The 25,119-nt window shown below is 69.2% G+C and carries 23 protein-coding genes and 4 pseudogenes; 18 read left to right on the top strand and 9 right to left on the bottom strand.

Annotation, left to right across the window (positions count from 1 at the left end; all coding sequences use genetic code 11):
- Positions 1-10 precede the first annotated feature (10 nt).
- A pseudogene (locus tag EV284_RS33120) lies at positions 11-121 on the bottom strand (site-specific integrase); the annotation flags it as partial.
- Between the two features lie 222 nt (positions 122-343).
- Here EV284_RS33120 and EV284_RS03930 point away from each other — a divergent pair.
- Positions 344-685, top strand: a complete 342-nt coding sequence (locus tag EV284_RS03930; RefSeq protein WP_130330227.1) for a SpoIIE family protein phosphatase — start codon at positions 344-346, stop codon at positions 683-685.
- Positions 686-734: 49 nt separating this feature from the next.
- Here EV284_RS03930 and EV284_RS03925 read toward each other — a convergent pair.
- Both EV284_RS03925 and EV284_RS03920 read right to left on the bottom strand, forming a co-directional pair.
- Positions 735-1,624, bottom strand: a pseudogene (locus EV284_RS03925) (IS5 family transposase).
- Positions 1,625-1,645: 21 nt separating this feature from the next.
- A complete protein-coding gene (locus EV284_RS03920; protein ID WP_129858186.1) occupies positions 1,646-1,975 on the bottom strand; it encodes a hypothetical protein in 330 nt (109 codons plus the stop codon).
- Between the two features lie 325 nt (positions 1,976-2,300).
- On the opposite strand from EV284_RS03920, the gene EV284_RS33115 reads away from it, so the two are divergent.
- From EV284_RS33115 to EV284_RS03860, 11 genes are all read left to right on the top strand, one after another.
- On the top strand, positions 2,301-3,134 hold the full coding sequence (locus EV284_RS33115) for a hypothetical protein (protein WP_242625554.1): 834 nt from the start codon (positions 2,301-2,303) through the stop codon (positions 3,132-3,134).
- Positions 3,131-4,450, top strand: coding sequence for a methyltransferase domain-containing protein (locus EV284_RS03905; RefSeq protein WP_242625553.1), 1,320 nt, complete (start codon positions 3,131-3,133; stop codon positions 4,448-4,450). Before EV284_RS33115 ends, EV284_RS03905 begins: the two co-directional genes overlap by 4 nt.
- On the top strand, positions 4,447-4,986 hold the full coding sequence (locus EV284_RS03900; protein ID WP_242625552.1) for a class I SAM-dependent methyltransferase: 540 nt from the start codon (positions 4,447-4,449) through the stop codon (positions 4,984-4,986). The genes EV284_RS03905 and EV284_RS03900 overlap by 4 nt, the downstream gene beginning before the upstream one ends.
- The gene (locus tag EV284_RS03895; RefSeq protein ID WP_130330225.1) at positions 4,983-5,849 is read left to right on the top strand and encodes a hypothetical protein; all 867 of its coding nucleotides are present in this window, start codon (positions 4,983-4,985) and stop codon (positions 5,847-5,849) included. Before EV284_RS03900 ends, EV284_RS03895 begins: the two co-directional genes overlap by 4 nt.
- Before the next feature lie 26 nt (positions 5,850-5,875).
- Positions 5,876-6,760 carry a glycosyltransferase family 2 protein gene (locus EV284_RS03890; protein ID WP_130330223.1) on the top strand — a complete coding sequence of 295 codons (885 nt, stop codon included), beginning with the start codon at positions 5,876-5,878 and terminating at the stop codon, positions 6,758-6,760.
- Positions 6,761-6,801: 41 nt separating this feature from the next.
- Positions 6,802-7,578 carry a PIG-L family deacetylase gene (locus EV284_RS03885; protein WP_130330221.1) on the top strand — a complete coding sequence of 259 codons (777 nt, stop codon included), beginning with the start codon at positions 6,802-6,804 and terminating at the stop codon, positions 7,576-7,578.
- A gap of 50 nt (positions 7,579-7,628) precedes the next feature.
- Positions 7,629-8,732 carry an NUDIX hydrolase gene (locus tag EV284_RS03880; protein WP_130330219.1) on the top strand — a complete coding sequence of 368 codons (1,104 nt, stop codon included), beginning with the start codon at positions 7,629-7,631 and terminating at the stop codon, positions 8,730-8,732.
- Positions 8,733-9,070: 338 nt separating this feature from the next.
- A complete protein-coding gene (locus EV284_RS03875; protein WP_130330217.1) occupies positions 9,071-9,508 on the top strand; it encodes an NUDIX domain-containing protein in 438 nt (145 codons plus the stop codon).
- Positions 9,509-9,580: 72 nt separating this feature from the next.
- On the top strand, positions 9,581-10,894 hold the full coding sequence (locus EV284_RS03870; protein WP_130330215.1) for a UDP-glucose/GDP-mannose dehydrogenase family protein: 1,314 nt from the start codon (positions 9,581-9,583) through the stop codon (positions 10,892-10,894).
- Between the two features lie 306 nt (positions 10,895-11,200).
- A complete protein-coding gene (locus tag EV284_RS33110) occupies positions 11,201-11,476 on the top strand; it encodes an aldehyde-activating protein (protein WP_242625598.1) in 276 nt (91 codons plus the stop codon).
- A gap of 281 nt (positions 11,477-11,757) precedes the next feature.
- Positions 11,758-12,549, top strand: coding sequence for a class I SAM-dependent methyltransferase (locus EV284_RS03860; RefSeq protein WP_130330211.1), 792 nt, complete (start codon positions 11,758-11,760; stop codon positions 12,547-12,549).
- On the opposite strand, the pseudogene EV284_RS33655 reads toward EV284_RS03860, so the two are convergent.
- A pseudogene (locus tag EV284_RS33655) lies at positions 12,514-12,684 on the bottom strand (transposase); the annotation flags it as partial. The gene EV284_RS03860 and the pseudogene EV284_RS33655 sit on opposite strands and share 36 nt — an antisense overlap.
- Before the next feature lie 172 nt (positions 12,685-12,856).
- On the opposite strand from EV284_RS33655, the gene EV284_RS33505 reads away from it, so the two are divergent.
- On the top strand, positions 12,857-13,006 hold the full coding sequence (locus EV284_RS33505; RefSeq protein WP_278045811.1) for a DUF6192 family protein: 150 nt from the start codon (positions 12,857-12,859) through the stop codon (positions 13,004-13,006).
- 882 nt (positions 13,007-13,888) lie between these two features.
- Here the strand turns inward: EV284_RS33505 and EV284_RS03845 are convergent.
- Complete coding sequence (locus tag EV284_RS03845; RefSeq protein WP_242625551.1) at positions 13,889-14,326, bottom strand: nucleotidyltransferase domain-containing protein; 438 nt, start codon at positions 14,324-14,326, stop codon at positions 13,889-13,891.
- A gap of 372 nt (positions 14,327-14,698) precedes the next feature.
- Positions 14,699-14,890: a hypothetical protein gene (locus tag EV284_RS03840; RefSeq protein ID WP_130330207.1), complete on the bottom strand. Its 192-nt coding sequence runs from the start codon at positions 14,888-14,890 to the stop codon at positions 14,699-14,701.
- Positions 14,891-15,011: 121 nt separating this feature from the next.
- Between EV284_RS03840 and EV284_RS03835 the strand changes: the two genes are divergently transcribed.
- Together EV284_RS03835 and EV284_RS33100 are read left to right on the top strand one after the other, a co-directional pair.
- Positions 15,012-17,900, top strand: coding sequence for a helix-turn-helix domain-containing protein (locus EV284_RS03835; RefSeq protein WP_130330205.1), 2,889 nt, complete (start codon positions 15,012-15,014; stop codon positions 17,898-17,900).
- A 40-nt stretch (positions 17,901-17,940) separates the two neighbouring features.
- Positions 17,941-18,039: pseudogene (locus EV284_RS33100) on the top strand (response regulator); the annotation flags it as partial.
- Between the two features lie 114 nt (positions 18,040-18,153).
- On the opposite strand, the gene EV284_RS03825 reads toward EV284_RS33100, so the two are convergent.
- Positions 18,154-19,239 (bottom strand): hypothetical protein, encoded by a 1,086-nt coding sequence (locus EV284_RS03825; protein WP_130330203.1) that lies wholly within the window; start codon positions 19,237-19,239, stop codon positions 18,154-18,156.
- Between the two features lie 301 nt (positions 19,240-19,540).
- Here EV284_RS03825 and EV284_RS03820 point away from each other — a divergent pair, with 301 nt between their 5' ends.
- The gene (locus tag EV284_RS03820) at positions 19,541-20,656 is read left to right on the top strand and encodes a three-Cys-motif partner protein TcmP (protein WP_130330201.1); all 1,116 of its coding nucleotides are present in this window, start codon (positions 19,541-19,543) and stop codon (positions 20,654-20,656) included.
- Between the two features lie 14 nt (positions 20,657-20,670).
- Here EV284_RS03820 and EV284_RS03815 read toward each other — a convergent pair whose 3' ends face one another.
- Complete coding sequence (locus EV284_RS03815) at positions 20,671-21,438, bottom strand: phage Gp37/Gp68 family protein (RefSeq protein ID WP_130330199.1); 768 nt, start codon at positions 21,436-21,438, stop codon at positions 20,671-20,673.
- Between the two features lie 132 nt (positions 21,439-21,570).
- Positions 21,571-21,843: a hypothetical protein gene (locus tag EV284_RS03810; RefSeq protein ID WP_130330197.1), complete on the bottom strand. Its 273-nt coding sequence runs from the start codon at positions 21,841-21,843 to the stop codon at positions 21,571-21,573.
- Positions 21,844-22,361: 518 nt separating this feature from the next.
- Between EV284_RS03810 and EV284_RS03805 the strand changes: the two genes are divergently transcribed.
- Together EV284_RS03805 and EV284_RS03800 are read left to right on the top strand one after the other, a co-directional pair.
- Positions 22,362-24,482, top strand: a complete 2,121-nt coding sequence (locus EV284_RS03805) for a hypothetical protein (protein WP_130330195.1) — start codon at positions 22,362-22,364, stop codon at positions 24,480-24,482.
- 49 nt (positions 24,483-24,531) lie between these two features.
- Positions 24,532-25,050, top strand: coding sequence for a hypothetical protein (locus EV284_RS03800; protein ID WP_130330193.1), 519 nt, complete (start codon positions 24,532-24,534; stop codon positions 25,048-25,050).
- The last annotated feature ends 69 nt before the right edge of the window (positions 25,051-25,119 follow it).

Below are 25,119 nucleotides of genomic sequence, written 5' to 3'. Positions count from 1 at the left end.
TCCAGTGCCTTCAGCGCTGCCTGTCACCAGGCACGAGCAGGCTGGTGATTTCGGCGCTCGCCTCCGGGGACTGCTCGAAGTACCGGCGGACGTTCTCCACCTTCGTGTGCCTGGACTTGGCTCCTGATGGCCGGCGGAGTCCTACCCGCCTTCGACAAGTACATCTCCTCGTTCTCGTCACCCACGACCAGAACAGCCCTCACCCACTCGTCGCCGCCTGCCAGCCGCGCGTCGCGGAAGGAACCCCCCTCCGATCTGAACAGAAGAACTTGACGGGGAAGGTGACTGCCGGGCCTACGGCTGGAACGGCCACGAACTCACCCTCTTCAGTACCGACCAGACCATGGGCGAATTCCTCCGCGTGCACGGGGACGTCCCGGCGCCGATCGTCGAGCACCACGACGCCTGGGCGAGGCTCGGGCTCGCCCAGGCGTCCGCGGCGACGTGCCGCGAAGCCCAGCTCCCCGACGACGTCACTCTGGTGCTGCTGTGCTCGGACGGCGTCTCCGACCAGGTGGATCAGGCGACCTGGCGAGAACTGTGCGCGACGCACGCCGACGACCCGCAGGCAATGGCCGATGCGCTGGTCGCGGCCGCCACCGCGGACGAGGAGGGCTACCGCGACAACGCCACCGTCGTGGTGCTGCTGCGCCGAAGGGACGAGCCCGCCTCCGTCCGCGAATGACCGGCCACGCCGTCATGACGCTGTGCTCTAGAGCCTGTCTGACAAATGATCACCGAGCGGGTTCGCGGAGCCAGAGGATCAGGCATGCCAGGACGACTCCGGCTCGGTAGCGGTCGGCGAGTTTGTCGAACCTGGTCGCGATCGAGCGGAACTGCTTGAGGCGGGCGAAGCATCGTTCGACTACGTTGCGGTCGCGGTAGATGGCCTTGTCGAATGCGGGTGGCCGGCCGCCGAGGGTCCCGCGCCGTCGGCGGTTGGCCGCCTGGTCGCGGCGCTCGGGGATTGTGGCGACGATGCTCCGACGCCGCAGTAGGTGGCGGATCGCCCTGCTGGAGTACGCCTTGTCGCCCAGCACGCGTTCGGGTGTGGTGCGCGGGCGGCCTCCTGCGGCGCGCGGGACGCGGATCCCGGCGAGGACCTGGCCGAAGGCGGTGGCGTCGTTGACGTTGCCGGGCGTGAGCACGATCGACAGAGGAAGGCCCCGGCCGTCGACGGCGAGGTGGACTTTGGTGGTCAGCCCTCCCCGGGAGCAGCCGAGGGCCTGGCGCGCCTGCGCGTGGCCCGGAGCTTCCGGTTCGTCCCCGTACGTGACCCCTTTTTGCGGGCGCCGGCGGCGTGCTGGTGGGCCCGGTTGATGGTGGAGTCGATCGAGACGCTCCATTCCACTCGGCCCACCGCGTCGTCGCGGACCTGGACATGCTCCAGCAGCTTCGCCCAGGTCCCATCGCACTCCCAGCGGGCGAACCGCTCGTAGACGGTCTGCCACGGCCCTTACCGGTCGGGGAGGTCACGCCACGGGGCCCCGGTCCGCAGTCGCCATAGAACCCCGTTGACCACCTGGCGGTGGTCACGCCACGGACGGCCACGCCCGTCCACCTGCGGCAACAGCGGTTCTATCCGCTCCCACGCCGCATCCGTCAGCTCACCTCGACCCGTCACAAGATCAATTATCGACCGACCTCAGTCGCCCATGAACCACAGGTAGCTGCCCGGCGTTGCCGCACACGCTTCCAGGAGCACACCCAGGTCGAGGAGGGCCGCCCGCTGCCCCTCGTCTGAGCAGTTGCGCACCAGGACAGCAACCTCCTGACGAGCGACTTCGGCCTCCTGCTCGTTGAACATGGTGTCCCCGTACGGGTCAACCCAGCCCAATTTGCCGGGCCCGTGGCGGTCGAGCGCACTCAGCGCACGCGCCAGCGCGTCGCCGTGTGCGTAGGACCCACGAAGCAACGTCGTCCGAGACGGACCCTTGCGAGGCCTCCCGGAGTGCAGTTCAAGCTCGATGCCCATCGACCCTCCAATGATCTCTGCCTCACAGCTTCGCAGAGATCATTTGTCAGACAGGCTCTAGGGGCTGCGCACCGCTTCCAGCAGCCAGGGGGGCGCCCCAGCGACGATCTCCGACCGGCAACCGATCGCGACAGCACTTGACCGTCGTTTCGGCCAACTCCCACGCACCGGGTGCCCTTGCGCGGCAAGGGTCGGTTCAACGGGCACGGTCGGAAACCGCTGAATTGCAGGGCGCACAAGCCGTCCGAAAGGAACAGGTGCTCGAAATCATGCGGCGTCGTTGAGCACTGCGCCGCCACCACCACGTCCACGAAGGGGAAACACCTTGCCGACAGTCGAACCAGGCAGCGACAAGAGCACGAGCAGCCCGAAGACCGCCACCGCGGACAGCATCTCGGACGCCGAGCGGGAGCTCTATGGTGGTCGGCTGCGCTACGACCAGTCCTACGCGCGGCATGAAGGCCCGCTGACCCGACTGAAGTTCGGGCACATGGCTGCGGCGCTGCCGCACATGGTGGGCATGGTGCTGCGCACCGGCTGGACGGCGGACCGGCGCGCGCTGATGGGGGTCGTCACAGCCGAGCTCGGGCAGGGCGTCACGGCCGGGTGGGGGCTGGTGGCGGTCAACGGCGTCCTCGCCCAGCTGTTCGCCAGCGGTCCGACCGTAAACAAGCTCCGCGACGCGCTGCCGTCCCTGGTGGCACTCGCCGTCGTGGCGGTGGCCGGCGCCGTCCTGGCGGCATGGTCGACGGCCATGTCCGGCCGGCTGGAGCCCCAGGTGGAGCGGGCGGTCTCCGCGCGGTACTACGCCCGCCCCCACGGCCTTCCCCTAGCCTGTCCGCCCCTCCCCCACGACCGCGAAGGCGAGAGAACCCCCATGCCACCCGCTCCCACCGCGATCCGTCACACCGTCGAGGCATACCTCGGCCGGCGCCTTGGGCACGTGGATCAGTGTCCGGCCCGCCCTGACCGCCGGAACCGTCCTGCCGCTCGTCGTCCTCGCCCGCTCCCCGATCCGCGCCCTGCGGCAGACGCCGGAACCGCTCCCGCCGCTCTACCGAAGCCGCCCGCAGCCCGGATGCCCCCTCCCGGCGCAGCCTCTCCAGCGCCCACGGACGGTATGCGGCACGACCGCGTCCTCGGAGGCGATGCGCCGTGAACGAGGTACCGAACTCGGCGGTGATCCCCGCCGCTCTTCCACCCGATCCCCTGGAGCGCACCGTGCTGAGCGATCCCACTGCCCCCGCCGCGCCCCTCCTTCCGGCGCAGCCCGACGGCGACACCTCCGAGGTCGTGGCGGCTCGGGCGGCAATGGTCGCCCGGCTCGAGGAGAGCGGAGCGCTCGGCCCAGGTCCGGTACGCGAGGCCCTGCTCGCGCTGCCGCGCCAACTCCTGATGCCTCAGGCGTACGTACGGCGCAGCGCCCCCGACGAGACCCCGCCGCGCTGGGATCTGCTCGACTTCTCCCGCCCGGCCGACCGGAAGGAGCTGCTGGAGCGCCTGCACAGCGGGGACAGCGTCGCGATCCAGCACGACGGCGAGCCGATCCTCGGCCGCCATCCCGGGCCACGCCGCGGGGGCGTGATGACCGCTATGTCGAGCACGATGGGTCTGACCGCCGGCCTGCTGCAGCAGTTGGACCTGCGGCCCGGGCAGCGGGCGCTGGACGTGGGGACGGGCGCCGGGGTGACCGCGGCGGCGGCCTGTTTCGTGTGCGGCGACGAAGGCGTCGTCACCCTCGACATCGACCCGCACGTCACCGCGGCCGCCCGCGCGCGGCTGTCCGCCCTCGGCTACCGGCCGGCCACGGTGACCGGGGACGGCACCACAGGCTGGCCGGACACGGGCCCGTACGACCGGATCTTCGTCTCCTTCGCCGTCCCCCGCGTGCCGCAGGCCCTGGTGGATCAGCTGGCTCCGGGCGGGCGCGCGCTGATGACGCTGGGGACGTCGTCGCCGTCGTGGCCGGGCTTGGCCGTGATCGAACGACGGACGGACGGGAACGTGGAGGGGCGGCTGCGGGCGGTCGAGTTCGGTCACCGGGGAGGTGCCGGCTTCGACCGGCTGTTCCTGTCCGCCGCCTTCCGCGCGGAGATCACCACGGCCGACGGGTGGACGCAGCGCAGCATGCTCGCGCCGCCTCCCGACACGGCGCGCGGCCTGTGGCTCGCCCTGGACCACCTGTATCCGGGCCTGGTACGGCACTTCGGCGCCGAGGACCTGACGATCGGCGCGCCCGCGTGCCGGTCATGGATGCGCGTGCGGGCCGTCAGCCACCGCCGGTGGGAGGTGACGATGTCGGGGCCCCGGGACATCTGGGCGGAGATCCAGGATGTCGCCGGCCGGTGGCGGGCGGCCGGTGTACCCGACGTCTTCCGGCTCCACTTCGACGCCGACGGCGGCCAGCGGGCCACCAGCCCGAACGGCACCCTGACCTGGCAGCTTTCCCCTGGCGAGACTGGAGATGCACGATGACCCGCCCCAACCGACCGGCCTACGCGACGGTTTCGGACGGTGCCCTGTTCGGGCCCGAGGCCGCCGGCTACGCCCGCTACCGTCCCGGCCTACCGGGCGCCGAGGTCCACTTGTTGGCCGCCACCCAGCACGGTGTGCCCGCCCCCGTCCTGCTGGACCTGGGGACCGGCACCGGCCAGGTGCCCCGCGCGCTGCGTCCCGTCCTGCGCCGCATGACCCACATCGACCTGGTCGACGTGAACGCGTCGATGCTGGAGGCGGCCCGCGCGGTACTCGAACCGATCCGCGGAGCGTGCACGGTCGAGGTCTTCACCGGCGCCGCCCACACCTTCGCCCCCGCCGCGCCCGGCCGGGCGCCCACCCTGATCAGCTGCTGCCGGTCCTTCCACTGGATGGCCCGCCCGGAGGTCCTGGCCATGGCCGACCGGGTCGCCGCGCCTCACTGCCGCATGGTGTTCCGGTGGCCAGGGCGTGACGTGGTGCTGCCCAGGCCCGTTGAGCGTCCTGTGGCCGACGTCGTTGCGGAGGGGGAATGACGGTGGAACGGGCCGGGCGGGAGGCGGTGTTCGTCGCTCCGGTGGATCGTGACGAGCGGGACCGGATGCGTCGCGCGCACGCGACCGCCGCGAAGCAGTTCGAGGTGGATGCGTCGGGGCCGGAGGTGTGGGGGTGGCAGGGCCGCACCTTGGGGCGACGCGCCGGGGACTGCTGGCTGCGCGTCGTCTCCGCCGAGGCCGGCAAGGCGGGCGGACGGCTGTGGGAAGGGACGGCGACCGCAGACACGTGCGTGCCCCGGTCGGTACCGCGGCCACGCCTCCGCGGCGTTGTCGACTGGACCACACCGGGCATCGCCTACCGGGCGGAGCTCACCGAATTCGTGACCGTGCGCCCGGTGACCAGCGGTACTCCCGCGCTCGAGCAGGACATCGCGCTGCCCGACTCGTGGTGGGCGGAGCTGAAGTCCGCGCTCGGCACGCTCGCAACGGTGCCCACACACCGGGAGTCGGTGCGACAGAACTGGGTCGACCGGAACTTCCGCCGCTTCCTCGGCATCGCCCCCGTCCGGATCCATGAGACGACGACCGGGCATGCCGATCTGCACTGGGCGAACCTGACATGTGCGCCCCTGGTCCTGTTGGACTGGGAGAACTGGGGCCGGCTGCCCGTGGGCTACGACCTTGGGCTCCTGCACGCCTACTCGCTGGCCGCGCCGGCGACCGCCGCCCGGATCCGGTGCGAGTTCGGCCACGTCCTGGACACGGACGCCGGCCGGACGGGGGAGCTCATCGCCCTCGGGCAGCTCCTCCAGGCGTGCTCCCGGGGTGTCCACCGTCGCCTCGCCCCGCTCGTCGCCCGCCAGGCCGAGCACCTCACCAACACCCCCGTCCCCACGTCCTGACCGGCCCCGACAGCCTGGAGCAAGCCATGTCCCGCCCACGTGTCGACATCGTCGTTCTGACGATGAACGATCGTCCTGCCGAGGAAGCAACCGCGCAGGCCACGCTCCTTGCACAGAGCGGCATCGACGCGCGGGTGGTGGTGGTCGGCAACGGCTGCAGGCCCGAGGTCGTACCGGCCGGTGCGCTCACCGTGTGCTTGCCTGAGAACGTCGGCATCCCCGGAGGTCGCAACGCCGGCGCCAACAAGCTGCGCGAGGCGGGCGGTCCGGCCGAGTGGCTGTTCTTCCTCGACAACGACGCCAGCTTCCCTCGCCCCGACGTACTTGCCCGGCTTGTCGCCGAGGCCGAGCGGCATCCGGAAGCCGCCTGGGTGCAGCCCCGGCTGACCGGCCCGGACGATTCGACCACGCCGCGCCGTTGGGTCCCCCGGCTGCGCGCCTCGGACCCGGGACGGCCGGGGAAGGTCGCCTCGATGACCGAAGGTGTCGTCCTGGTCCGGCGCGGCGCCTTCGAGGCGGTAGGCGGTTGGGAAGATCGACTCTTCCTGTATCACGAGGGGTTCGACCTGGCCTGGCGGCTGTATGAGGCGGGCTGGAGCGGCTGGTACGCGGCGTCGATCCGCATGCACCACCCCCTCACCCAGCCCGCCCGTCACGCGCTGTACCACCGGCTCGCCGCCCGCAACCGGATCTGGATCGCCTACCGCAACCTCCCCGCCCCGCTCCTCCCCTTCTACCTGAGCGCCTGGTCCACGATCACCCTGGCCCGGGCCGTGCGCGGCGGCGGACTGGGCCAGACGCTTCGCGGCATGCGCGAAGGCTGGACGACCCGACGCACGCAGCGCCGGCGTCCGATGAGCTGGCGCACCGTCCACCGGCTCTCCGCCGCCGGGCGGCCGCCGATCATCTGACCCCTTTCCCCCGGTCCGCCACGTCGAGGAGTTCCTTCGCCATGAACCAGCCGTCGTTGCCCTCGTTGATGGGGGTGTTCGCCCACCCCGACGATGAGAGCCTGCTGGCCGGCGGTGTGTTCGCGCAGCACCACGCCGCGGGCGCCCGCACCTGCGTCGTCACTGCGACCTGGACGCCGACGACCCACCGCGCCTCCGAACTCGCCGACGCCCTTGCCGTCCTGGGCGCCGGGGGCCCGCGGCTGCTCGGCTACGCCGATGCCCGCAACCCCGCCTCCGCCCCCGACGGAGCCGTCCGCCTCGTCGACGCACCTGTCGACGAGGCCGTCGGCCGCCTGGTGGCACACATCCGCGAGTTCCGGCCCGACATCGTCGTCGGCCACGACGCCCTGGGCCAGCTCACGGGGCACCCGGATCACCGGCGTGCCCACCAGATCACCCTTCTCGCCGTCGAGGCCGCCGCCCTGCCGCACCTGTTTCCCGACGCCGGGAAACCCTGGCAGCCCGCCGCGCTCTACGCGGCCACGCACCCGGAATCCGGGGTGGGCCGGGTAGGCCCGCTCCTGCAGAGCGTCGGGAAAGCCCTCTTCGCGGTGCCGGACGCGTACGTGACCACGACCGTCGACGTCTCCCCGTGGGCCGCGGTGAAGATGCGGGCGATCCTCGCCCACCGCGGTGAGGTCGCGCGCGAGCGGCCGCTGCCCGGCCTCCTGGCCCGCCTCCCCGAACCGGAGCGCGACGAGATCATCAGCACCGAGTCCTTCACCCGGCTCACCCCCGGCCCCGCGCCAGGTGACCCGCACAGACTCGTCGCCTGACCGGCTCCCCACCCCCCACGCGCGCTCCCGCCCGCCCGATCGGAGACGAGATGACCACCACGCCCTCCCCCGACGCACCGCCCGGCACGTCGATGACCGATGAGGAGTACGGGGCCTTTCGCGCCTCGGCCGCCTTGTGGGCCGGAACCTGTGTGCTGATCACCGACGAGCGCGGCCGGGTCCTGATCCAGCACGTCGACTACCGCCCGACCTGCCTCCTGCCCGGCGGCTGCGTCGACGCGAACGAGTCACCTGCCAGCGGCGCCGCCCGCGAGCTGTGCGAGGAACTCGGCGTCACCACGACCGTCGACCGCGGGCTCGCCGTGGACTGGGTCAGCGCCGACAGCCTCAAGGCGCCCGCCGGCATGCGCTTCCCCGGCGAGATCCTGCACGTCTACGACGGCGGCACGTGGAACGCAGAGCAGATCGCCGCCATCCAGCTGCCCGACCGCGAGATCGACTCCATCGAGTTCGTCGAACCCGCCCGGCTACCGGACCTGATGTCCCCCGGCGACGCCCGCCGGGCCCTGTCCGCCCTGCGCGCCCGCATCAACTCCGCCGGCCCCGCGCTGCTGGAGAACGGCCTCCCGATCTCCCCCACCGTCCTGGACCGGGCCGGCGCCCTGCGCACCGCCCGCGCCCAACACCACCTGCCCTTCCACGCCGGCACCGCCCCGGAGCAGCTCTCGGTGGTCCAGGCGTGGGGCTGGCTCCTGGGACCCGACGGCCGCGCCCTGGTGCTCCTGGAGCCGGACACCGGCGCAGCCTGCCTGCCCGGCGGCACTCCCGAACTCCTCGACCGCGGCGACCCGCTCGTCACACTGCGCCGGGAGGCGCTCGAGGTGGCTGCGGCCGAGTTCGGCGAACCGCTGTTCCTCGGTCACCTGACTGATCCCGACAAGCCGTCCGCACGCCTCCGCTACGCCGCGCCCCTCACCCGTCTCGGCCCGCTTCCCGTCGACCCGGCCACCGGACGCACCCACCTGCGGGTCCTGGCCACACCGGAGCAGGCTCTGGAGCTCTTCGACTGGGGACTCCCGGCCGCCGACCAGCTCACCGCCGTCCACCGCGCCCGCGCGCGGCTCGGGCTCCCCCGTGCCGCGCGGCAGCCCCTCACCGAACTGCCGGACGCCACCGACCTCACCACCTTGTAGCCCGCCCCAGCCCATCCCCCGAAACGAGGACTCGCATGAGCGACACGTCACCCGCTCTCGGCACCCGGCCCGTGCCCGCTGTGCCCCTGCCGTCCACACGAGCCGCGTCAGATGCCACCGCACCGGTTCGCACGGGGCACTGCCAGTGCGGCCGGACTTCCTACCAGGTCACCGGCATCCCAGCCCCGGCCGCGTTCCGCCCCCTCCTCGAGGGGGGTTTGCAGCCCGGCGGCCGCTTCGACCGCACCGGAGGCAGGCCCTCACGGCAGCCGCCTGGTTTTCGGACCAGCCGGTGAGGGCTGCCGCATGATCCCCAACACCCTTACGGCGGTGAGGGGATGCACTTTGAGACCACCGCCACCAATGGGCCGGCCGCCGCCCGCGGAGCCGTTGCGATCATCGCCAACCGCCGCGGCGAACTCCTCCTCCACCTCCGCGATGACCGCCCCGCCATCGCCTGGCCCGGCCACTGGAGCCTGCTGGGAGGCGGCTGCGACCCCGGCGAGGCGCCGGCTGCCGCGATCGTCCGCGAACTCGACGAAGAAGCCGGCCTCACCGCCGAATCGCTGACCGAGCTGTTTGAGACCCGCGACGAGCACGGCTCCGGGCAGATCATCACCTGCTTCGCCGCCACCTGGGACGGCGACGAGACCCGCCTCCCGCTCTCCGAGGGCGTCAAGCTCCAGTTCTTCGCCCCTGAGCACATCGACATCCTCACGATCCCGCCGTTCATCCGGGACGGGATCCACCGCTATCTGGCCGCCAGGCCCTCCTGATCACCCCGCCCTTCCGGGCGGGGCAAGGGTGGGGCCATCGACGGCGGCCCCACCCGAAGGGACACCCCGCTCATGAAGATGACCGTCATCGGATGCGGCTACCTCGGCGCCACCCACGCCGCCTGCATGGCCGAACTCGGCCACGAGGTCCTGGGCATGGACTCCGACATCGACAAGGTCCACACCCTCAACAGCGGGAAGGCCACGTTCTTCGAACGCGACCTCGACGGCCTCCTCGCCAAGCACACCGCCTCGGGCCGGCTCCGCTTCACCGCCTCCTACGGCGAGGCCGCCGACTTCGCCGACCTGCACTTCATCGGGGTGGGCACCCCGCCGCAGACCGGCAGCGACGCCTACGACCTCACCCACCTCTTCGACGCCGTCCGCCGCCTGGCCCCCGGCCTGACCACCCCGGCCGTCGTCGCGGTCAAGTCCACCGTCCCCGTCGGCACCGCACCCCGCGTTGACGAGATCCTGCGCGAGCACGCCCCCGCCGGGGACCTCGTCGAGGTCGCCTGGAACCCCGAGTTCCTCCGCGAGTCCTTCGCGGTCGACGACACCCTCCGCCCCGACCGGCTCGTCCTCGGCTTCAACACCACCCATTCCTGGGCCGAGGCCCTGCTGCGGCAGGCGTTCGAGAAGATCATCGAGTCGGGGACGCCCACAATCATCACGGACTGGGCCACCGCCGAGCTCGCCAAGGGCGCCGCGAACTCCTACCTCGGCACCAAGATCTCCTTCATCAACGCGATGGCCGAGGTCTGCGAAGCCTCCGGCGCCAACGTCGCAGAGCTCGCCGACATCCTCGGCCACGACCACCGCATCGGCCGCCACGGCATGCGGCCCGGCCTCGGCTTCGGCGGCGGCTGCCTGCCCAAGGACCTCGCCGGGTTCATCAACCGCGCCGACGAACTCGACGCCAGCCAGGCCGTCGGCATCCTCCGCGAAGCCGCCTCCGTCAACGCCCGCCGCCGCCAGCGCGTCATCGACCTCGCTCACGAGGAACTCGGGGGCGACCTGCGCGGCAAGCGGATCACCGTCTGGGGAGCCGCCTTCAAGCCCGAGACCGACGACATCCGCGACTCGCCCGCCCTCGCCGTCGCCCAGACCCTCCACAACCTCGGCGCCACCGTCACCGACCCCAAGGCCCTCGACAACGCCCGCAAGCTCCACCCCGAACTCGACTACGTCGAAGACCCCATCGCCGCCGTCGACGACGCTGACCTCCTCCTGCACCTCACCGAGTGGCACCAGTACTCGACCCTCGACCCCAAGCGGCTCGCCACCCGCACCACCAGGCCCAAGGTCATCGACGCCCGCGGCACCCTCAACACCGCCCAGTGGCGCGAAGCCGGCTGGATCACTCGAACCCTCGGCCGCCTCTGAGCCGCGGTTTCGTCGCCCGGCCCGTGACGCCTCCGCAATCGGCGCACGCGGCCGGGGTCAGCCCGAGCACAGCGGCCTGACGACCACGGGAGCGATCGCACACTGATGCGCTCAACTTGCCTATCGCGCCTGGGAGATCACCTGATGAACGCAACCCCCACCGCCGACGCCCAGCGATCCGAACCAGCCGAAGATCGCACCGGCGGTTGCCTCTGCGGTCGCGTCCGCTTCACCGCCCAGGGCCCGGCAGTCTTCCCCCACACCTGTGAATGTGATCATTGCCAGAAACTCGGCGGCACCCCCGTGATGTGGTGGGTGGGCTTCAAGACGATCACCTGGATCGGCGAGGGTGGCGAGCCGACCTGGTACGAGACCTTCCCCGGTGAGGCGAAGCGCGGCTTCTGCCCGACCTGCGGCAGCCGCGTCGCGGCGATCGACAGCGACATCCCGGAGATCGGCATCAACGTCACGGCCCTCGACGACACCAGCAGTGAAGACCTCGTCCCGATCCACGCGTCCTTCCACGACAACGCCGTGCGCTGGCTGTCCTCGGCGGCACAGAAGCCCAGCGCGACTGGCTGAACCGCGGCAGTCCAGGGACGCGAGGGTGAGGTCAGGCAACGTTCGTCCCGTAGCACCGCTGGAAAACTCGTCGAAATAGTCTCCCCGCAGTAGCCGAGGGTGGCCCCGTTCCGGCCCTTGACGACTGGCTGGGCAGACGCGGAGTCGGGGTCTGGAATGGGTTGCTCACCAGCGGCCTCCGAGGCCTGCGGCAGCCTGTTCCGGCCGCCGCCATATACTGCCTGACCTGGTCTTTTGCCATCCTCGCTTCTATGATCGGCATCGGTCGAAAGGGGGGCCGAATGGACCGGACCGTGCGCACCGTCGAGGACGTTCTCGCGCTCTTGGACGGGCTCTTCGCATCTGAGTCCGAGGCCAGCCGCTTGGCGACGGGCGACGGTAAGGGCTTCTGGGACCGCTTCTATGCCGACCGGTCAAGGCCGGTCCCGTTCTTCGTGTCAAAGCCGGACGAGAACCTGGCTGCCTACCTCGACCAGGGCCTAATCGCTCCCGGCCGGGCCCTGGACCTGGGATGCGGACCTGGCCGCAACGCCCTGTACCTCGCCTCGCGCGGCTTCGAGGTGGACGCCGTCGACCTCTCCCCGGTGGCCGTCGCCTGGGGTGAGGACCGGGCCCACGAGGCCGGAGTCGACGTCCGTTTCCTGTGCGGTGACGCTTTCGCGCTCCCCGCGGCCGAGTTGAGCGGCCCATACGACCTGGTCGTCGACTCGGGCTGCTTCCACCATCTGGCGCCGCACCGCCGGGTCAGCTACCTGGCCCTCCTCGACCGGGTCCTCGCCCCTGGCGGCCATCTCGCGCTCACCAGCTTCGCCGCCGGCGAAGGGGGAACAGGGTCGGAACTCACGGACGCTGACCTCTACCGCGAACGCGAGCTGCAGGGCGGCCTCGCCTACACCCCCGAATCGCTGCGCTGGATCTTCTCCGACCTGGGGGAGGTGGAACTGCGCCGCATGCGGGAGGAGCCCCCTGAGTCAGCACTGTTCGGCGTGACCTACCTGTGGACCGCGTTGTTCCGTCGGGATGCGGCTCTTACGACGTCAGGCGACGTTCACCCTGCTCACGACCGCGCGTAGGCGCTCGTCCTGGACGTGCTTGTTCCGCCAGATGACGTAGCGGTGGGTCATGCTGCCCTGCTCCTTGTGACTGGCGTGATCGGTGCCGGCGAGGGTGAAGTAGCGCAGGGCCGTGAACTGGGCCTCGATCCGGTCACACCCGACGGCCAGATCACCGTCAAGGCCAAAACATGCCGTCGTTGCTCCGAAGGAGATCGATGAAGGCGTCCCGTGTCTTCATTAACTGTCGAGCAGGCTCAACGAGGGCGGCCCCATTTCCTGAGCGCCCGACGGCGCGCTCGACGAGGATCTCGCATTGGGGTCAGCCATGTGGTGCCCAGCCTCGCGCTCATCCGCGAGCTGGTGGACCGCGGACTTCCTGCGCCGCCCGGCGATCGCCTCGAAGGCGATGGCCGACGACACGGCCAGGCACGCAGTGAACGAGGCACAGTTCGACCAGTTCCGCCAGCAGGTTTAGTACGCGCAGGAGGAAGCCGCCCCGCAACTGGACCAGCTGCGACGCATGGAGCACAACACCCGGTTCATGGACTGGTCTAAGCAGGCGGACGCCAGCAGGGCTGGTCCGGAATGCACCATCCGGGCCAGCTCTGCTGGCAGTGGGTGTGTCTAGCGCCTCCTTCTCGAACGATTCACGACTAGCACCGCTACGACGCCAGCAACCGCTCCGACAAGGACACCTACAACTACGATCGTTACGATGGTGGTCCCCCTTCCTGCAAGAGTGCTTGGTTCAGGCTGTAAGTGACCAATCCCGAGGTCAGGCCGCCGTAACCGCCCACGATTGCTCCAATGCCGCAGCCGCCCACGACACCGACGGTTGTTCCGGCGGGACCGGCGGCCGACCCAACGATGCCTGCGGTGACGGCGCCCGTCACGCAACCCCCCGCCGCGCCTGCGACGGCCCCGACGACACCTGAGAGAGCGAAGCTCTTCCAACTCCAGAGCCCAGTCGGATCGATCCGGTTGATCGGATCGCCGCTCGAGTACAGGTAGGCGTTCTGCTCCTGGCCCGAGGGGTCAGGCTGGGTGAAGCGGCCGAGGGTGGGGTCGTTGTAGCGTGCGCCCTTTTGTACAGCCCGCTGGAGTCCAGGTAGGCGCCGGTGTAGTCGAAGGGCTGGTCGAGGGAGGCCGAGTTTCCGGAGCGTGCGCTGCCGGTGGGACTGTAGTCCTAGCGGCCCTGCTTGGCACCGGAGTTGTCGACCAGGACGGATGGGTCGCCCTGGTTGTCGGTGACGTAGTAGTACGGGTTGCCGCCGCTGGTCATGCCGATCAGTGTGCCCGCCGGATCGCGGACGAATCCCAAGCGGCCCAAGGGCCCCACCGACAAGCCGCCGGTCAGTTAGCAGGCCGCGAGAAGGTCGGCGAGGATGCCTGTCGGGTCGTGCAACACCCGGGCACCGTCGGTGACGACACGATGCGTCCCATGATCGACGGGATCTATCCTTGCCCAGGTCGGAGAGCCGATACCCAGCTCGACCTCCAGGCCGGAGGCCGTAGAATAGCGTCGTTCTGTGATCGGTCCCCACGGCTGGGTGTGGATCAGTTCGCCCAGGCCGAGTTCCACGGACCAGGCATCCTCATGGAGATATCGGGACTCGTCCGTGGTGAGCAGGACGACGTCGATGTCGGAGTCCGGTCGCGCAGCGTTGCGGGCGCACGATCCCACCAAGAGCAGGCCGACGATGTCTTCGCGGCCCCTCGCCCAGCGTGTGATCCGGTCGATGACCTCGTTGATCTCAGCGACCCGCTCCAGCGACAGCGGGGTCGAAAGGTTCACTGACTGATCGTCGCGATGCACCTCGAATGTCCCTCACCGAATAGCCAGCACCGACATCGGAAAGCTTCTCAGGCCGGCGCCGCGACAGCTACCACCGGCGCCGGCAGAGCCACGATGGCGCAGGCCCAAGCCGACGCACTCGCTCCACATCATGCAATGCAACGTCCCACGACCTGGGGAATTACGTGACCACAGCGGTGGGGAATTGCGTGACCGTCGACAGACGGAGAAGGCGACGTTGACTCCGGGATGCACCACCTGGGGCTCGGAACCCCCCCGCACCCTGGTGACGTTCTACCCCCCGCTCCGGTCTGTTCCAGGTAGCGGAGCCGTACCTGCTCCGTACGAGTAGGACAGCATCCGTCTGGTGATTCAGGCGAACATTGCTGCGAAGGCCGCGGTCACGGTCGCGGCGAGAGTGAGGACCGCTGCGAAGGCGGCGGCGGCCCGGGTGAGTGCGGTGGCGTACGTGGCGCCCTCCATGCGGGCGAGTTTGCCCGTCCCGGCGGCGGCCAGCAGTGCGACGACGATCACGAGCGCGGTGGTCAGAAGGACGACGGCCACGAGGACTCCCGGTAAGTGGTGGGACGTTGACGTGGTCGAAGGTCATGGAACCGGTGTTCGCCGGGGTTCGCCGGGATGAGAATGAACACCGGCGAACACATCGGGGCCTCGGGGAAGGTACATGGACGAGCAGAACGGCCACAGCCCGCAACTCACCAAACTGCGCGGGAGACTGGCCGACGGGCTGGCCCGGGCCCGGTTGAACCAGACCCAGCTGGCCCGGCGGGCGGGTCTGGGACGGACCACCGTCTCGGAGGCGCTCTCTCCTCAGAAGCCGGTGCCGTCCGCGGAGACGGTGGCGGCGCTGTCACGCGCACTGCAGCTGCCTGAGGCAGAAATGCTTGCGTTGCAGCGCACCGCGGTGCAACAAGCGGGCCCACGTACGACAGAGGGGCCGGGCCGCCCCATTGGAGAGTGGGCGCCGCACGACCTGGAGGTCCACCGGGCCGGACCCGGCCCGACGGCCGCGGGCTCCGACATGTCTGCAGAGCGGGCTTGGCCCGCCTATGTGCGCCGCGAGCATGACCGGGTGCTGGACAAAGCAGTCGACGACACCATGGCCGGCCGCAGTCGGATCATGGTGCTGGTGGGCGCCTCCTCGACGGGCAAGACACGGGCGTGCTGGGAGGCCGTCCAACCCCTTGCGGATCAGGGGTGGCGGCTGTGGCATCCCTTCGACCCGACCAGGGCGCAGGCCGCGTTGGAGCAGCTGCACCGCGTCGGGCCCCGGACGGTGGTGTGGTTGAACGAGGCCCAGCATTACCTCGGCGACCGGGCAGTAGGTGAGCAGATCGCGGCAGCCGTGCACCGTCTACTGGTCAGCCGGGAGCGCGGGCCCGTGCTGGTGCTGGGCACGCTCTGGCCCGAGTACGCCACCCAGTACACGGCTCTGCCCATACCGGCCGAGCCGGATCTGCACAGTCGAGTAAGAGAGTTACTCGCTGGCCACCTTTTGGCAGTACCCGATGCTTTTGACGCCCCGGCCCTGGCCGCGGCCAAGGTTCTCGCCGAGGATGGCGACTGGCTGCTGGCCGACGCCCTCACCCGTGCACACGCCGACGGGCGGATCACCCAGGACCTGGCCGGTGCTCCCGAGCTTCTCAACCGCTACCAGCATGCCGGCCCAGCCGCCAAGGCAGTGCTGCAGGCCGCGATGGACGCGCGCCGCCTCGGCGTCGGCTTGCACCTCCCCCAGGCCTTCCTCACTGATGCCGCCACTGACTACCTCAGCCAGAGCGACTACGACCAGCTCACCGACGGTTGGCCAGAACAGGCATACGCCGAACTCGCCAAGCCTGTCCACGGCAAACAAGCTCCCTTACGACAAACCTCCCCCCGCCCCCTGCGACGTCCACCCGCCCCTGCCTGTGCCGCCACCACGGGTGCAGAGGCAGGGAGAGGACCTCAGTTCCGGCTCGCCGACTACCTCGAGCAACACGGCCGCGCCAGTCGCCGTCACCTGTGCCCACCTGCATCTTTCTGGTATGCCGCCCTTACGCATCTCGCTCACCCCGATGACCTGAACCGCATCGCGGATGAAGCCGAGAGACGTCTTCGGCTGCAGTGGGCTCATCACTTGCGCCACCGTGCCGCCACCCACGGAAGCCCTGTGGCGCTGGCCTTACTAGCGGTGTTGCGTGCGGAGGCTGGGGACCCGGACGGCGCCGAAGTCTTAGCGCGACAGGCCGCTGGCCATGGCAACACCGACGCCCTGCGCCAACTGGCTGAGATGCGGGAGAAAGCCGGGGACCGGGATAGTGCCGAAGCCCTGGCCCAAGAGGCCGCTGGCCTCGGCGACACAGACGCCCTGCACCAACTGGCGGTGACACGCGAACTCGCCCGGGACCGGGGCGGTGCCGAAGCCCTGATTCGTCAAGCCGCCGACCTCGGCGACACCGGCGCCCTGCGGCAACTGGCTGAGATGCGGGAGGAAGCCGGGGACCGGGACGGTGCCGAAGCCCTGATTCGTCAAGCCGCCGACCTCGGCGACACCGGCGCCCTGCGGCAACTGGCTGAGATGCGGGAGGAGGCCGGGGACCGGGACGGTGCCGAAGCCCTGGCCCAAGAGGCCGCTGGCCTCGGCGACCCAGACGCCCTGCGCCAACTGGCTGAGATGCGGGAGGAGGCCGGGGACCGGGACGGTGCCGAGGCTCTGATTCAGCAGGCCGCCGACCTCGGCGACACCGATGCCCTGCGCCGACTGGCGGTGACACGCGAACTCGCCGGGGACCGGGACGGTGCCGAAGCCCTGATTCGTCAAGCCGCCGACCTCGGCGACACCGGCGCCCTGCGGCAACTGGCTGAGATGCGGGAGGAAGCCGGGGACCGGGACGGTGCCGAAGCCCTGATTCGTCAAGCCGCCGACCTCGGCGACACCGATGCCCTGCACCAACTGGCGGTGACACGCGAACTCGCCGGGGACCGGGACGGTGCCGAAGCCCTGGCTCGGAAGACCGCCGTCTACGGTGACGCCATCGCCCTGTGTCGGCTGGCGATGATGCGGGAGTCTGCCGGGGACCGGGCAAGCGCGGAAACCCTGGCCCGGCAGGCCGCCGACCACGGCGACACCGATGCTTTGCGCCAGTTGGCAGTTTTGCGGGAGGAAACCGGGGACCGTGATGGTGCCGAAGCCCTGAGCCAGCAGGCCGCCGACCGCGGTGACACCATCGCCCTGTGTCGGCTGGCGATGATGCGGGAGTCTGCCGGGGACCGGGCAAGCGCGGAAACCCTGGCCCGGCAGGCCGCCGACCACGGCGACACCGACGTCCTGCGCCAACTGGCTGAGATGCGGGAGTCTGCCGGGGACCGGGAGAACGCGACGATCCTGGCCCGGGAAGTTGCCGACCACGGCGGAGCCTCTGTCGAATACGAACACAAGGTTTGGGCATCGATGCTCCGCATGCGATGGCCACACGGTATGGATCCGGACGGCACTCGGACGGCACCCTGGCAACCGACGATGGATATCCCGCACAGCCCCCTCGCAACATCCCCCGCTTCAACGCCATAGGCGTGCTGTCACTCCGCGGTTCGTTAGCCCGGTGCTGACCGGCACCGTCGACTACATCAGCAAGCCCTTCGATCTCTGGGCCCTGCGCGCCAAGGTCGCGGTGTTCACGTCTGTCTACTTGGAGCGATACAGCCAGTAAAACTTGAGTAGGTGCAGGGCTGGCTGGTCCCCTACGCAGTACGCCGCTGGCCCGGATCACACGTCTGAGGTGGCGGGTTTGCCCCGGCCTGTGAGCGTCGAGCCGTGACTGGTGTCAGGTCACGGTGTATGCCTTCTCGCCCACCATGAAAGGTGCGTCAGCCGGGCCTTTGATGTAGGGGCCGCGCCAGATCACCCGGTGTTCCTGGGCGCTGGGGTACCACTGGCGGACTTTATGCATCCGGACGGTCCACCGGTGGTGGTAGATCCGGCTCGCGCCGTCATCCGCCGCCGAACGCTGCGCGGGCACCTGATTGGCGAGGCGGATGACGCGGACGTCCGGGTCCGCTGACTGAGCCCGGGCCTGGTGTGGTGGTCCGCTCTCGGCGGCCTGGCGCGGGGCGCCGAGCACGGTGACGCCTTGGGCGGCGAGCCGCCAGAAGGCAAACGCGTACCGGGCGGCGAAGTCGTCGTCGGTGTCTTTGATCCGGCCGCCGTCCCACTGCCCTTCCTCCGCCGGCAGAGCTCTGTGTTCGGCGACCTGGTTCAGGACGGTGTTCAGCCTGCGGTGCTCCTCGGAGATCTCGGCGTGCTGTTCGTTGCTCTCAGCGGTGAGTGCAGTGTCGGCTCGAAGTCCGTAGATGCCGTCTGGGACGAGTGGAGGCAGCGGTGATCCGGAGGCGCGGGCCTGGGCGACGGCGAGGCGCCAGGACTGCGGCTGTACAGGGCCGTCGCGATCCATGAAACAGGTGAGCTGGACCCCGGGGTACTGGGCGTTCGGCAGGACCTGATGCTGAGTAACAAGCTGCCAACCGAAGGCACGGATGTCGGAAACGGAGCCACCTCGGTTCTCCACGACCACGGGTTCCGGCAGCACCAGCAGGCCTGCCCGAATGGGAATGTCCCGGTCTTTATCGAGCGTGCCGACGTCGGCGGGTTCCAGGGTGGCGGCCGCCGCCATGACGGCCGCGTGGGCGGCTGGCGAGATGATGAGGACATCAGCGCCATCAAGCAGCTTCAAGATCTGCTGGAGCTGCCACTGCGCCGCCTCGGCGGGGCTTGACGGCCATGGCGGCCTTCGCCCCTGCTTTCCGAGCATCATCGCGAACGCTAAGTTCTCGTGGTGGTCCTCAGGCGCGTTGCTGTGATGAAGTACGGTGCGCAGCTCCGCCATCCGGTTGACCGTGTTCGACGCCATCATGGTGCGTACCCATACGTTGCTGCAGAAGCCGCAAGCTATCGGCTCGTGTTCGGTGTGCGGCGCGTGCTGCCCCGGTTGCGCTCCATGTCGTCGAGCTGTCCCGGCTTCGCTGCTTCTTGCCGCGACTCGCCTTGCCCACTTTCTTCCCCTCCTCGATAGCTCCGAGAGGTGCTACCCGAAGCCGCCCACCGGGACACCGAGGTTACGGCCCCACCCCGGCATCCCGGCCACATGCGCTCTGGCGCCTGACGGGTACTCAGCGGACAATCGGTGCCACATTCTGTTGTCCGAGGGGGCCAGCATGGGTGTTCTGTGGCCGTTGGAGCCTGCTACGGCAGCCAAGCACCGCCTATACCAGCGGTACTTGGACGCCTGGTGGCCGATTCTCCTGCAGACCTCCCAGCGCACGAACTACAGCAGGCCGCGGGTGACGCTGCTGGACGCGTTCGCCGGCCCGGGACGCTACGAAGGCGGCGAGCCGGGCTCGCCGGTGTTCATCCTGGACCGGCTCCTGCACCACACCGCCGTGGACCGGATGAACCTCAGCCCGCGCCGAGTGCACCTGATCTTCATCGAGAAGGACCGGGCCCGCCACGAACATCTCCTGGCCGAACTGACGGACCGCTTCGGGAAGCTGGCCGACCTGCCGGTGCGGGTAGAAGTCCGGCGCGGTGACGCGGGCCGGGACAGCCTGCCGGTGCTGACGGAACTGGGCGCCTGGGGTCATCCGATCCTCGGCATCTTCGACAGCTGGGGCAGCGTGAACGTGCCGCTGGAGGTGACCCGGCGGATAGCCCGCAACCGCTCCAGCGAGATCATCACCACGTTTGGCCCCAACTGGTTCAGCCGCCGCGAGGAGCTGAACGCGGACATCCTCGACGAGGTGTTCGGCGGCCGGGAGCACTGGGTGCCGGCTGCGGACGAGGCCCGGCCCGATGAGCGGTGGCGGGCGTGGCTGGGCACCTACCGCAGCGCGCTGCGGCGGGCCGGGTTCAGCTACCAGCTGCAGTTCCGGCTCGTGCCCCGCACTGGCCAGCCTCTGTACCTGGTTTTCGGCACCGGCAGTGACGCAGGGCTGAAGGCCATGAAGGAAGCGATGTGGAAGGTCGACGACCGTGACGGGGAGAGCTTCCAGGATCCCCGTACCCGCGGGGCCACGCCGGACGGGCAGCTCGACATCTTCCAGGTCTCCGACGCCTGCGACCCGGAGCTGATCGAGCTGGTCACCCAGCGTCTCGCGCTCGGCAGGGCGACGGTGGAGACCGTCGGGCAGTGGCTGCTGACCGAGACCGCCCGCTGGATGCCAACCCACGCGCTGAAAGTTGTGCGGCAGATGCGGCAGGACGGCTCCGTCGCAGTCCAGTCGCCGGGCAAGCTGAGCAGCAAAAGCTGGGTCAGCCTTCCCCGCACGGCCTGATCCAGTTCCGCCGGTCAAACCGGAGTGATATCTCTGATCTTCGGGTATTCGCGCACCCGCAGGGCGGTGGGGAACTGGGTGATGTCCTTGTGGTGCGTCTTGTCCCAGCAGGAGCCGAGTTGCTTGACGAACGGCGCGGTCCCAGAGCGCCGGCACCGCTCGACGATGTCGGCGGCCCACTCCGCACGCATCGGCCGGGCACCTGGCCCGGACTCGCCGCCCACGATCGCCCAGTCAATGCCGGTCAGGTCCAGATCCGTGAGCGGGCCGAGCAGTGGTTCACACGACAAGAACCGGACGGCCGCCGGAACGCGTCGCAGGGCATCCACGCGCGGCAGCTCTCTGGCGGTCTCCACCGACACACCCATCCACAGGTTGGCTGGCCACTCGAGGCGGCTGGCGACCAGCCACAGCCGCCGCGCCCGCTTGGTCAGCACCTGGTATGTGTGCTGCGGCGTGTCCGCGATCACATCGAAGACCCGCCGCACGTAGTCCAGTGGCACCCGCGCGTGGAACAGGTCGCTCATGGAGTTCACGAACACCGTCCGCGGACTCCTCCACCCGTACGGTACAGAGAGCGCCTCCGGGTGCAGCGTCAGCCCGAACCCCGGCCCCGAGGTGCGCGGGTCCCCGTCGTTCTGGTACTTCGCCGACCCCATCGCCTTCAGCCGCTTTGCCAGCGTGAGGGCGTAGCAGTGGTCGCAGCCGGTCGACACCCGGTCGCAGCCCGTCGTCGGGTTCCAGGTCGCCTCGGTCCACTCGATGGAGCTGCGGTCGCTCACGGGTCCCCTCCTACCCTCACGTCCATGGCGTCCCCGCAATGGACGGCTTCCTTCTGCGCGCTGCCCAACGATGCCGTCCCGGCCGGAGTCGCGGCACACGAACGCCGGTATCCGACCGTTTCCACGCTTTCATCATCGAACCTCCGTTTGAATGCCGTGGCGGCGACATTTCCGTTGCTCACGCCGCCAGCGCCCGCGCCACCGGCCCCGCTGTCTGTCCGGCGCGCTCCCAGCGAGCTCGACGCCGCGCCGTCTGGTGACCTGGTTGATGCGTCCCGAGGTGTCGTAGGCGTAGACGGTGCTGCCGCCGGTCACGTCGGTGACGGTCATCTTCGCCGTGCCGGAGGCGATCGCGCCCGAGGTCACGTAGGCGACCGTGCGGCCGGAGTTGTCAGTTGCGCTCACGCGCTGGGGGTCGACGCCGCGAGTGAGGGACAGCCAGCGGCCGGAGCGGGTGTCGGTGGCCTTGAACCCGGTCCCGCGCCGGAGGCGAGGGTCTGGGCGACGGTGATCCACCCGAAGGTTCGACAGACATCACAATGATTCATTCACGGAAGAGTCAATTAATAGCAAAGCTATTGTCCTGAAGGCTCAGATTCCACTCAACGGAAGGTGTCCGTATATCGGACGCGCGACCCCCAAACGGGGACACAAAGGATGATCTAACGGAAGTCCATATTCCGCTTGTGATGGTGGCCTGCGGGTTTGACCATGATTCGATGTGCGGCATCGCGGGCGCCGACCGGTGCTCGCCAGCACATTGGGGGGAACCAATGTCATCGACCGCACGACGACGCGGCACCGCTGTAGCCGTCCGAGTACTCAGCACTGTTGTGGTAAGCGCAGGGCTTTCCGTGCTTCCGCAGGGGCTGACCGCAGGCCACGCGGCCTACGCTGATGACGCCACCTGCACGACTTTCTCCGTGCCCACCTACGTGCTGGAGCCGGCCACCAGCAGCTCCAGCACCCGTGTGCTCCACAAGTACATGGAGTGGGGGCCTAAGAGCGCGGATACCGACCTGCTCGACACCCTGTACACGGCAAACCTGCCTGGGACCAGCAAGGTGTTCACCGGCGGCGGCAACGGCGTCATCTACGAGGCGACGGCGAGCGGGCAGCTGAAGTCCTACAAGGACAACACCGCTACGGGCGGGTCCCTGCTGACACCAGTCAAGACATACGCCATCAACCTGTCGTCGGCCAAGCGGATCATGACCAACGGCGAGTGGATCTTCGTGGTCAGGTCCGACGGATCCATGGACGTCTACAAGCAGTCCAACCCCGCTACGGGCAATGGCACCCTGACACCGCTCGCCTCACCGAGCGTGCTGGGCCCGTATGTCGATGACATAGCGCAGGCAGACGACGCGTGGATGATCAACTCGCGAGTGATGTGGCTGACCAACGGGACGATCAAGGGCGCCCTGTGGCAACCGGTGAAAAACGCAAACGGGACCGACACCAAGATCTCAATGGTGTACGGGGTCGGCACTTATGCCACGGGGGTGGACGCAACTCAGGCATGGTCGCCCGGTTGGGGTGCGATCAGCACTCAGTCCGTCACAAGTGATCCCGACACCACGGGGCAGATTCGCGCGTTCACCACCAGCCCGTGGGCGAGCGCCGACGACGACATCCGCTCCGGCATCGTCGGCGACATCATGGCCGATGCGGGGCCCTGCCTGACCGACCCGGACCCCGAGAAGGCTCCGTTCTTCGGCACTCCCCCGGACGACACCGGCGACGCACTGACGGGCGAGCCCGCCGCTGATCCTGTTGCGCCCGCGTCCCGCACCGTGACCGGCAAGTTCACGCTCGGCAACGGCCAGCCAGCGCCAGGTCTCGTCGTCAGGCTTCTTGCCAGCGACGTAGACATCGACGCCACCGACCCCACCAAGGAGACCGTCGTCGGCGACGCCACGACCCAGGCCGACGGTTCTTGGTCCTTCACCCTTCCCGACACGCTCCCGGACGCCGTTCAACAGGCGAAGGACGCGAACGGCGGCATCCTGAACCTCGACGCTGTTACTGCGGGCACCACCAGCGGCGGGGTGAAGATGCTCGGCGTCGACCCCCTCAGCGCGATGACCGATCAGGCGGCTGTGGATGCCAGTATCGCCGGCCCGGACAACGGCCACAGCGTGAAGCTCACCCCCAACACCGGAGACGCTGAGGGCGGCCCCAAGGACTCCTTCGTGAGTTCCACGGAACCGCAGACATACGCGGCCAAGGCCGAGGCGAATCCGGCCGTGCTGGACGGTGAGGACCCGCGGTGGCAGAGCGACACCAACATCCTGTCTGCCAACTACAACCCCTACATCGTCGACGGCCAAGACGTCAGTGCCGAAGTGGTGCAGCCCTACAGCCCGCCGCCAGGATCCGGCGCATCCGGGAACTGCGAAACGGTCCGTTACCCCGTCGGATCAGAGATCAGATACACCGTCGTCGGCGAGGCTCACGCCGGGTGGGATTCTAAGGCCGGGTTCGAGTACGAATCGTCCATGAGCACCAGCGTAGAGACGGCGGTGAAATCCACCGGCAACTGGTCCATCGGCGCGTCCAAGGAGCTGTCCCAGAGCGTCAACATTTCCGTCGGGTACGCAAACAAGGGCTCGCACTACGCCAAGCAGTACAAGATCCCGATCGAGTACGTGAAGACCAAGAGCCAGTACATGTGCGGCGGCAACGTGCGCTCTACCTGGTACAAGATCGAGCCCAAGCGGTACAAGGCTCCCAGCGGTGGTGCGCTCGGAAAGCTGGGCAAGGACGTCTCTGGCAAGGATGGTTCCGCGAACTTCAACAAGTCCCCGAAAGCCAACCGCAACTACGTGGGCTCCGGGCAGACTTTCTCCCTCGCAAAGGGCAAGAGCGTGAAATTCGCGGCTGCCGTCAGCGTCTACGGCGTCTCCTTGGGCGGGAAGACCGGCTACGACACTAACCACCGGCAGAGGATCACTGCCGGGAACAAGAGCGGCAAGCACTGGATCTGGGGCAAGAATGGCAGCGTCAGCAGCGGCAAGGCCGGAGTTTTCTACTCCAAGTAGAAGCCGGGCACTCGTCACGGCCCTCCTCTCAGCGGCCACACTGGCCGCTGTGGCCACGTGGCAGCTCTGGCCCGCGGGCGCTCCGCACGGCTACACAGCTGGCACAGCACTGGAGTACGACACGATCGGCGGCGATGTAGAAAGCCCTCACCTGCAGATCGGCCACGAATACTGGGTGGCGCTGCCCCGGGCCGAGAATACGTCCGATCGGCCACTCACACTCCTCAAGGGCGAGATCACCCATGTCCCACCCGGTTTGCAGATCACGGAGTACCGGGCCTTCAGCCACGAGGAGACCGAAGGCCACCCCCTGGGAACCACCCCGGTCGGTGGATCACCAGGCATAGCGGACCTCACCGCGATGCCCGACCACTCCGGTAAACCGTCCCAGGTCGAAGCCCATGCCTCCGGCGACATCTATTGGGCCGCGCGGGTACGCGTGACAGGCGAGATCACGCGCGCCTTGACCGGATGCCGCTACTTCTACCGGCAGGGCAACGTCAAGTACCAGCAGGACTTGTATTGCGTTAGCCAGCTCCGCATCGGACCACCACTCAAAAGGGAATAGACGAAGCGGAACCTGCCTCCAAAACACCGGCGGCGGGTTCCGCTCCACATGTATGCCGGCTCCATGACG

The sequence above is a fragment of the Streptomyces sp. BK022 genome (genome assembly GCF_004217355.1).
GTDB lineage: Bacteria > Actinomycetota > Actinomycetes > Streptomycetales > Streptomycetaceae > Streptomyces > Streptomyces griseoluteus.
Note: the sequence above shows the minus strand (reverse complement) of the source record. Positions and strands in the feature narration are given on the sequence as shown.

Excerpts from the sequence above, each read along its gene's own strand:
- EV284_RS03825 (WP_130330203.1), bottom strand. The coding sequence starts at position 19,239 with ATGATGGCGTCGAACACGGTCAACCGGATGGCGGAGCTGCGCACCGTA.
- EV284_RS03895 (WP_130330225.1), top strand. The coding sequence starts at position 4,983 with ATGACGGTGGAACGGGCCGGGCGGGAGGCGGTGTTCGTCGCTCCGGTG.
- EV284_RS03920 (WP_129858186.1), bottom strand. The coding sequence starts at position 1,975 with ATGGGCATCGAGCTTGAACTGCACTCCGGGAGGCCTCGCAAGGGTCCG.
- EV284_RS33505 (WP_278045811.1), top strand. The coding sequence starts at position 12,857 with ATGTGGTGCCCAGCCTCGCGCTCATCCGCGAGCTGGTGGACCGCGGAC.
- EV284_RS03870 (WP_130330215.1), top strand. The coding sequence starts at position 9,581 with ATGAAGATGACCGTCATCGGATGCGGCTACCTCGGCGCCACCCACGCC.
- EV284_RS03820 (WP_130330201.1), top strand. The coding sequence starts at position 19,541 with ATGGGTGTTCTGTGGCCGTTGGAGCCTGCTACGGCAGCCAAGCACCGC.
- EV284_RS03930 (WP_130330227.1), top strand. The coding sequence starts at position 344 with ATGGGCGAATTCCTCCGCGTGCACGGGGACGTCCCGGCGCCGATCGTC.
- EV284_RS03890 (WP_130330223.1), top strand. The coding sequence starts at position 5,876 with ATGTCCCGCCCACGTGTCGACATCGTCGTTCTGACGATGAACGATCGT.
- EV284_RS03835 (WP_130330205.1), top strand. The coding sequence starts at position 15,012 with ATGGACGAGCAGAACGGCCACAGCCCGCAACTCACCAAACTGCGCGGG.
- EV284_RS03885 (WP_130330221.1), top strand. The coding sequence starts at position 6,802 with ATGAACCAGCCGTCGTTGCCCTCGTTGATGGGGGTGTTCGCCCACCCC.
- EV284_RS33110 (WP_242625598.1), top strand. The coding sequence starts at position 11,201 with ATGTGGTGGGTGGGCTTCAAGACGATCACCTGGATCGGCGAGGGTGGC.
- EV284_RS03880 (WP_130330219.1), top strand. The coding sequence starts at position 7,629 with ATGACCACCACGCCCTCCCCCGACGCACCGCCCGGCACGTCGATGACC.
- EV284_RS03900 (WP_242625552.1), top strand. The coding sequence starts at position 4,447 with ATGACCCGCCCCAACCGACCGGCCTACGCGACGGTTTCGGACGGTGCC.
- EV284_RS03875 (WP_130330217.1), top strand. The coding sequence starts at position 9,071 with ATGCACTTTGAGACCACCGCCACCAATGGGCCGGCCGCCGCCCGCGGA.
- EV284_RS03860 (WP_130330211.1), top strand. The coding sequence starts at position 11,758 with ATGGACCGGACCGTGCGCACCGTCGAGGACGTTCTCGCGCTCTTGGAC.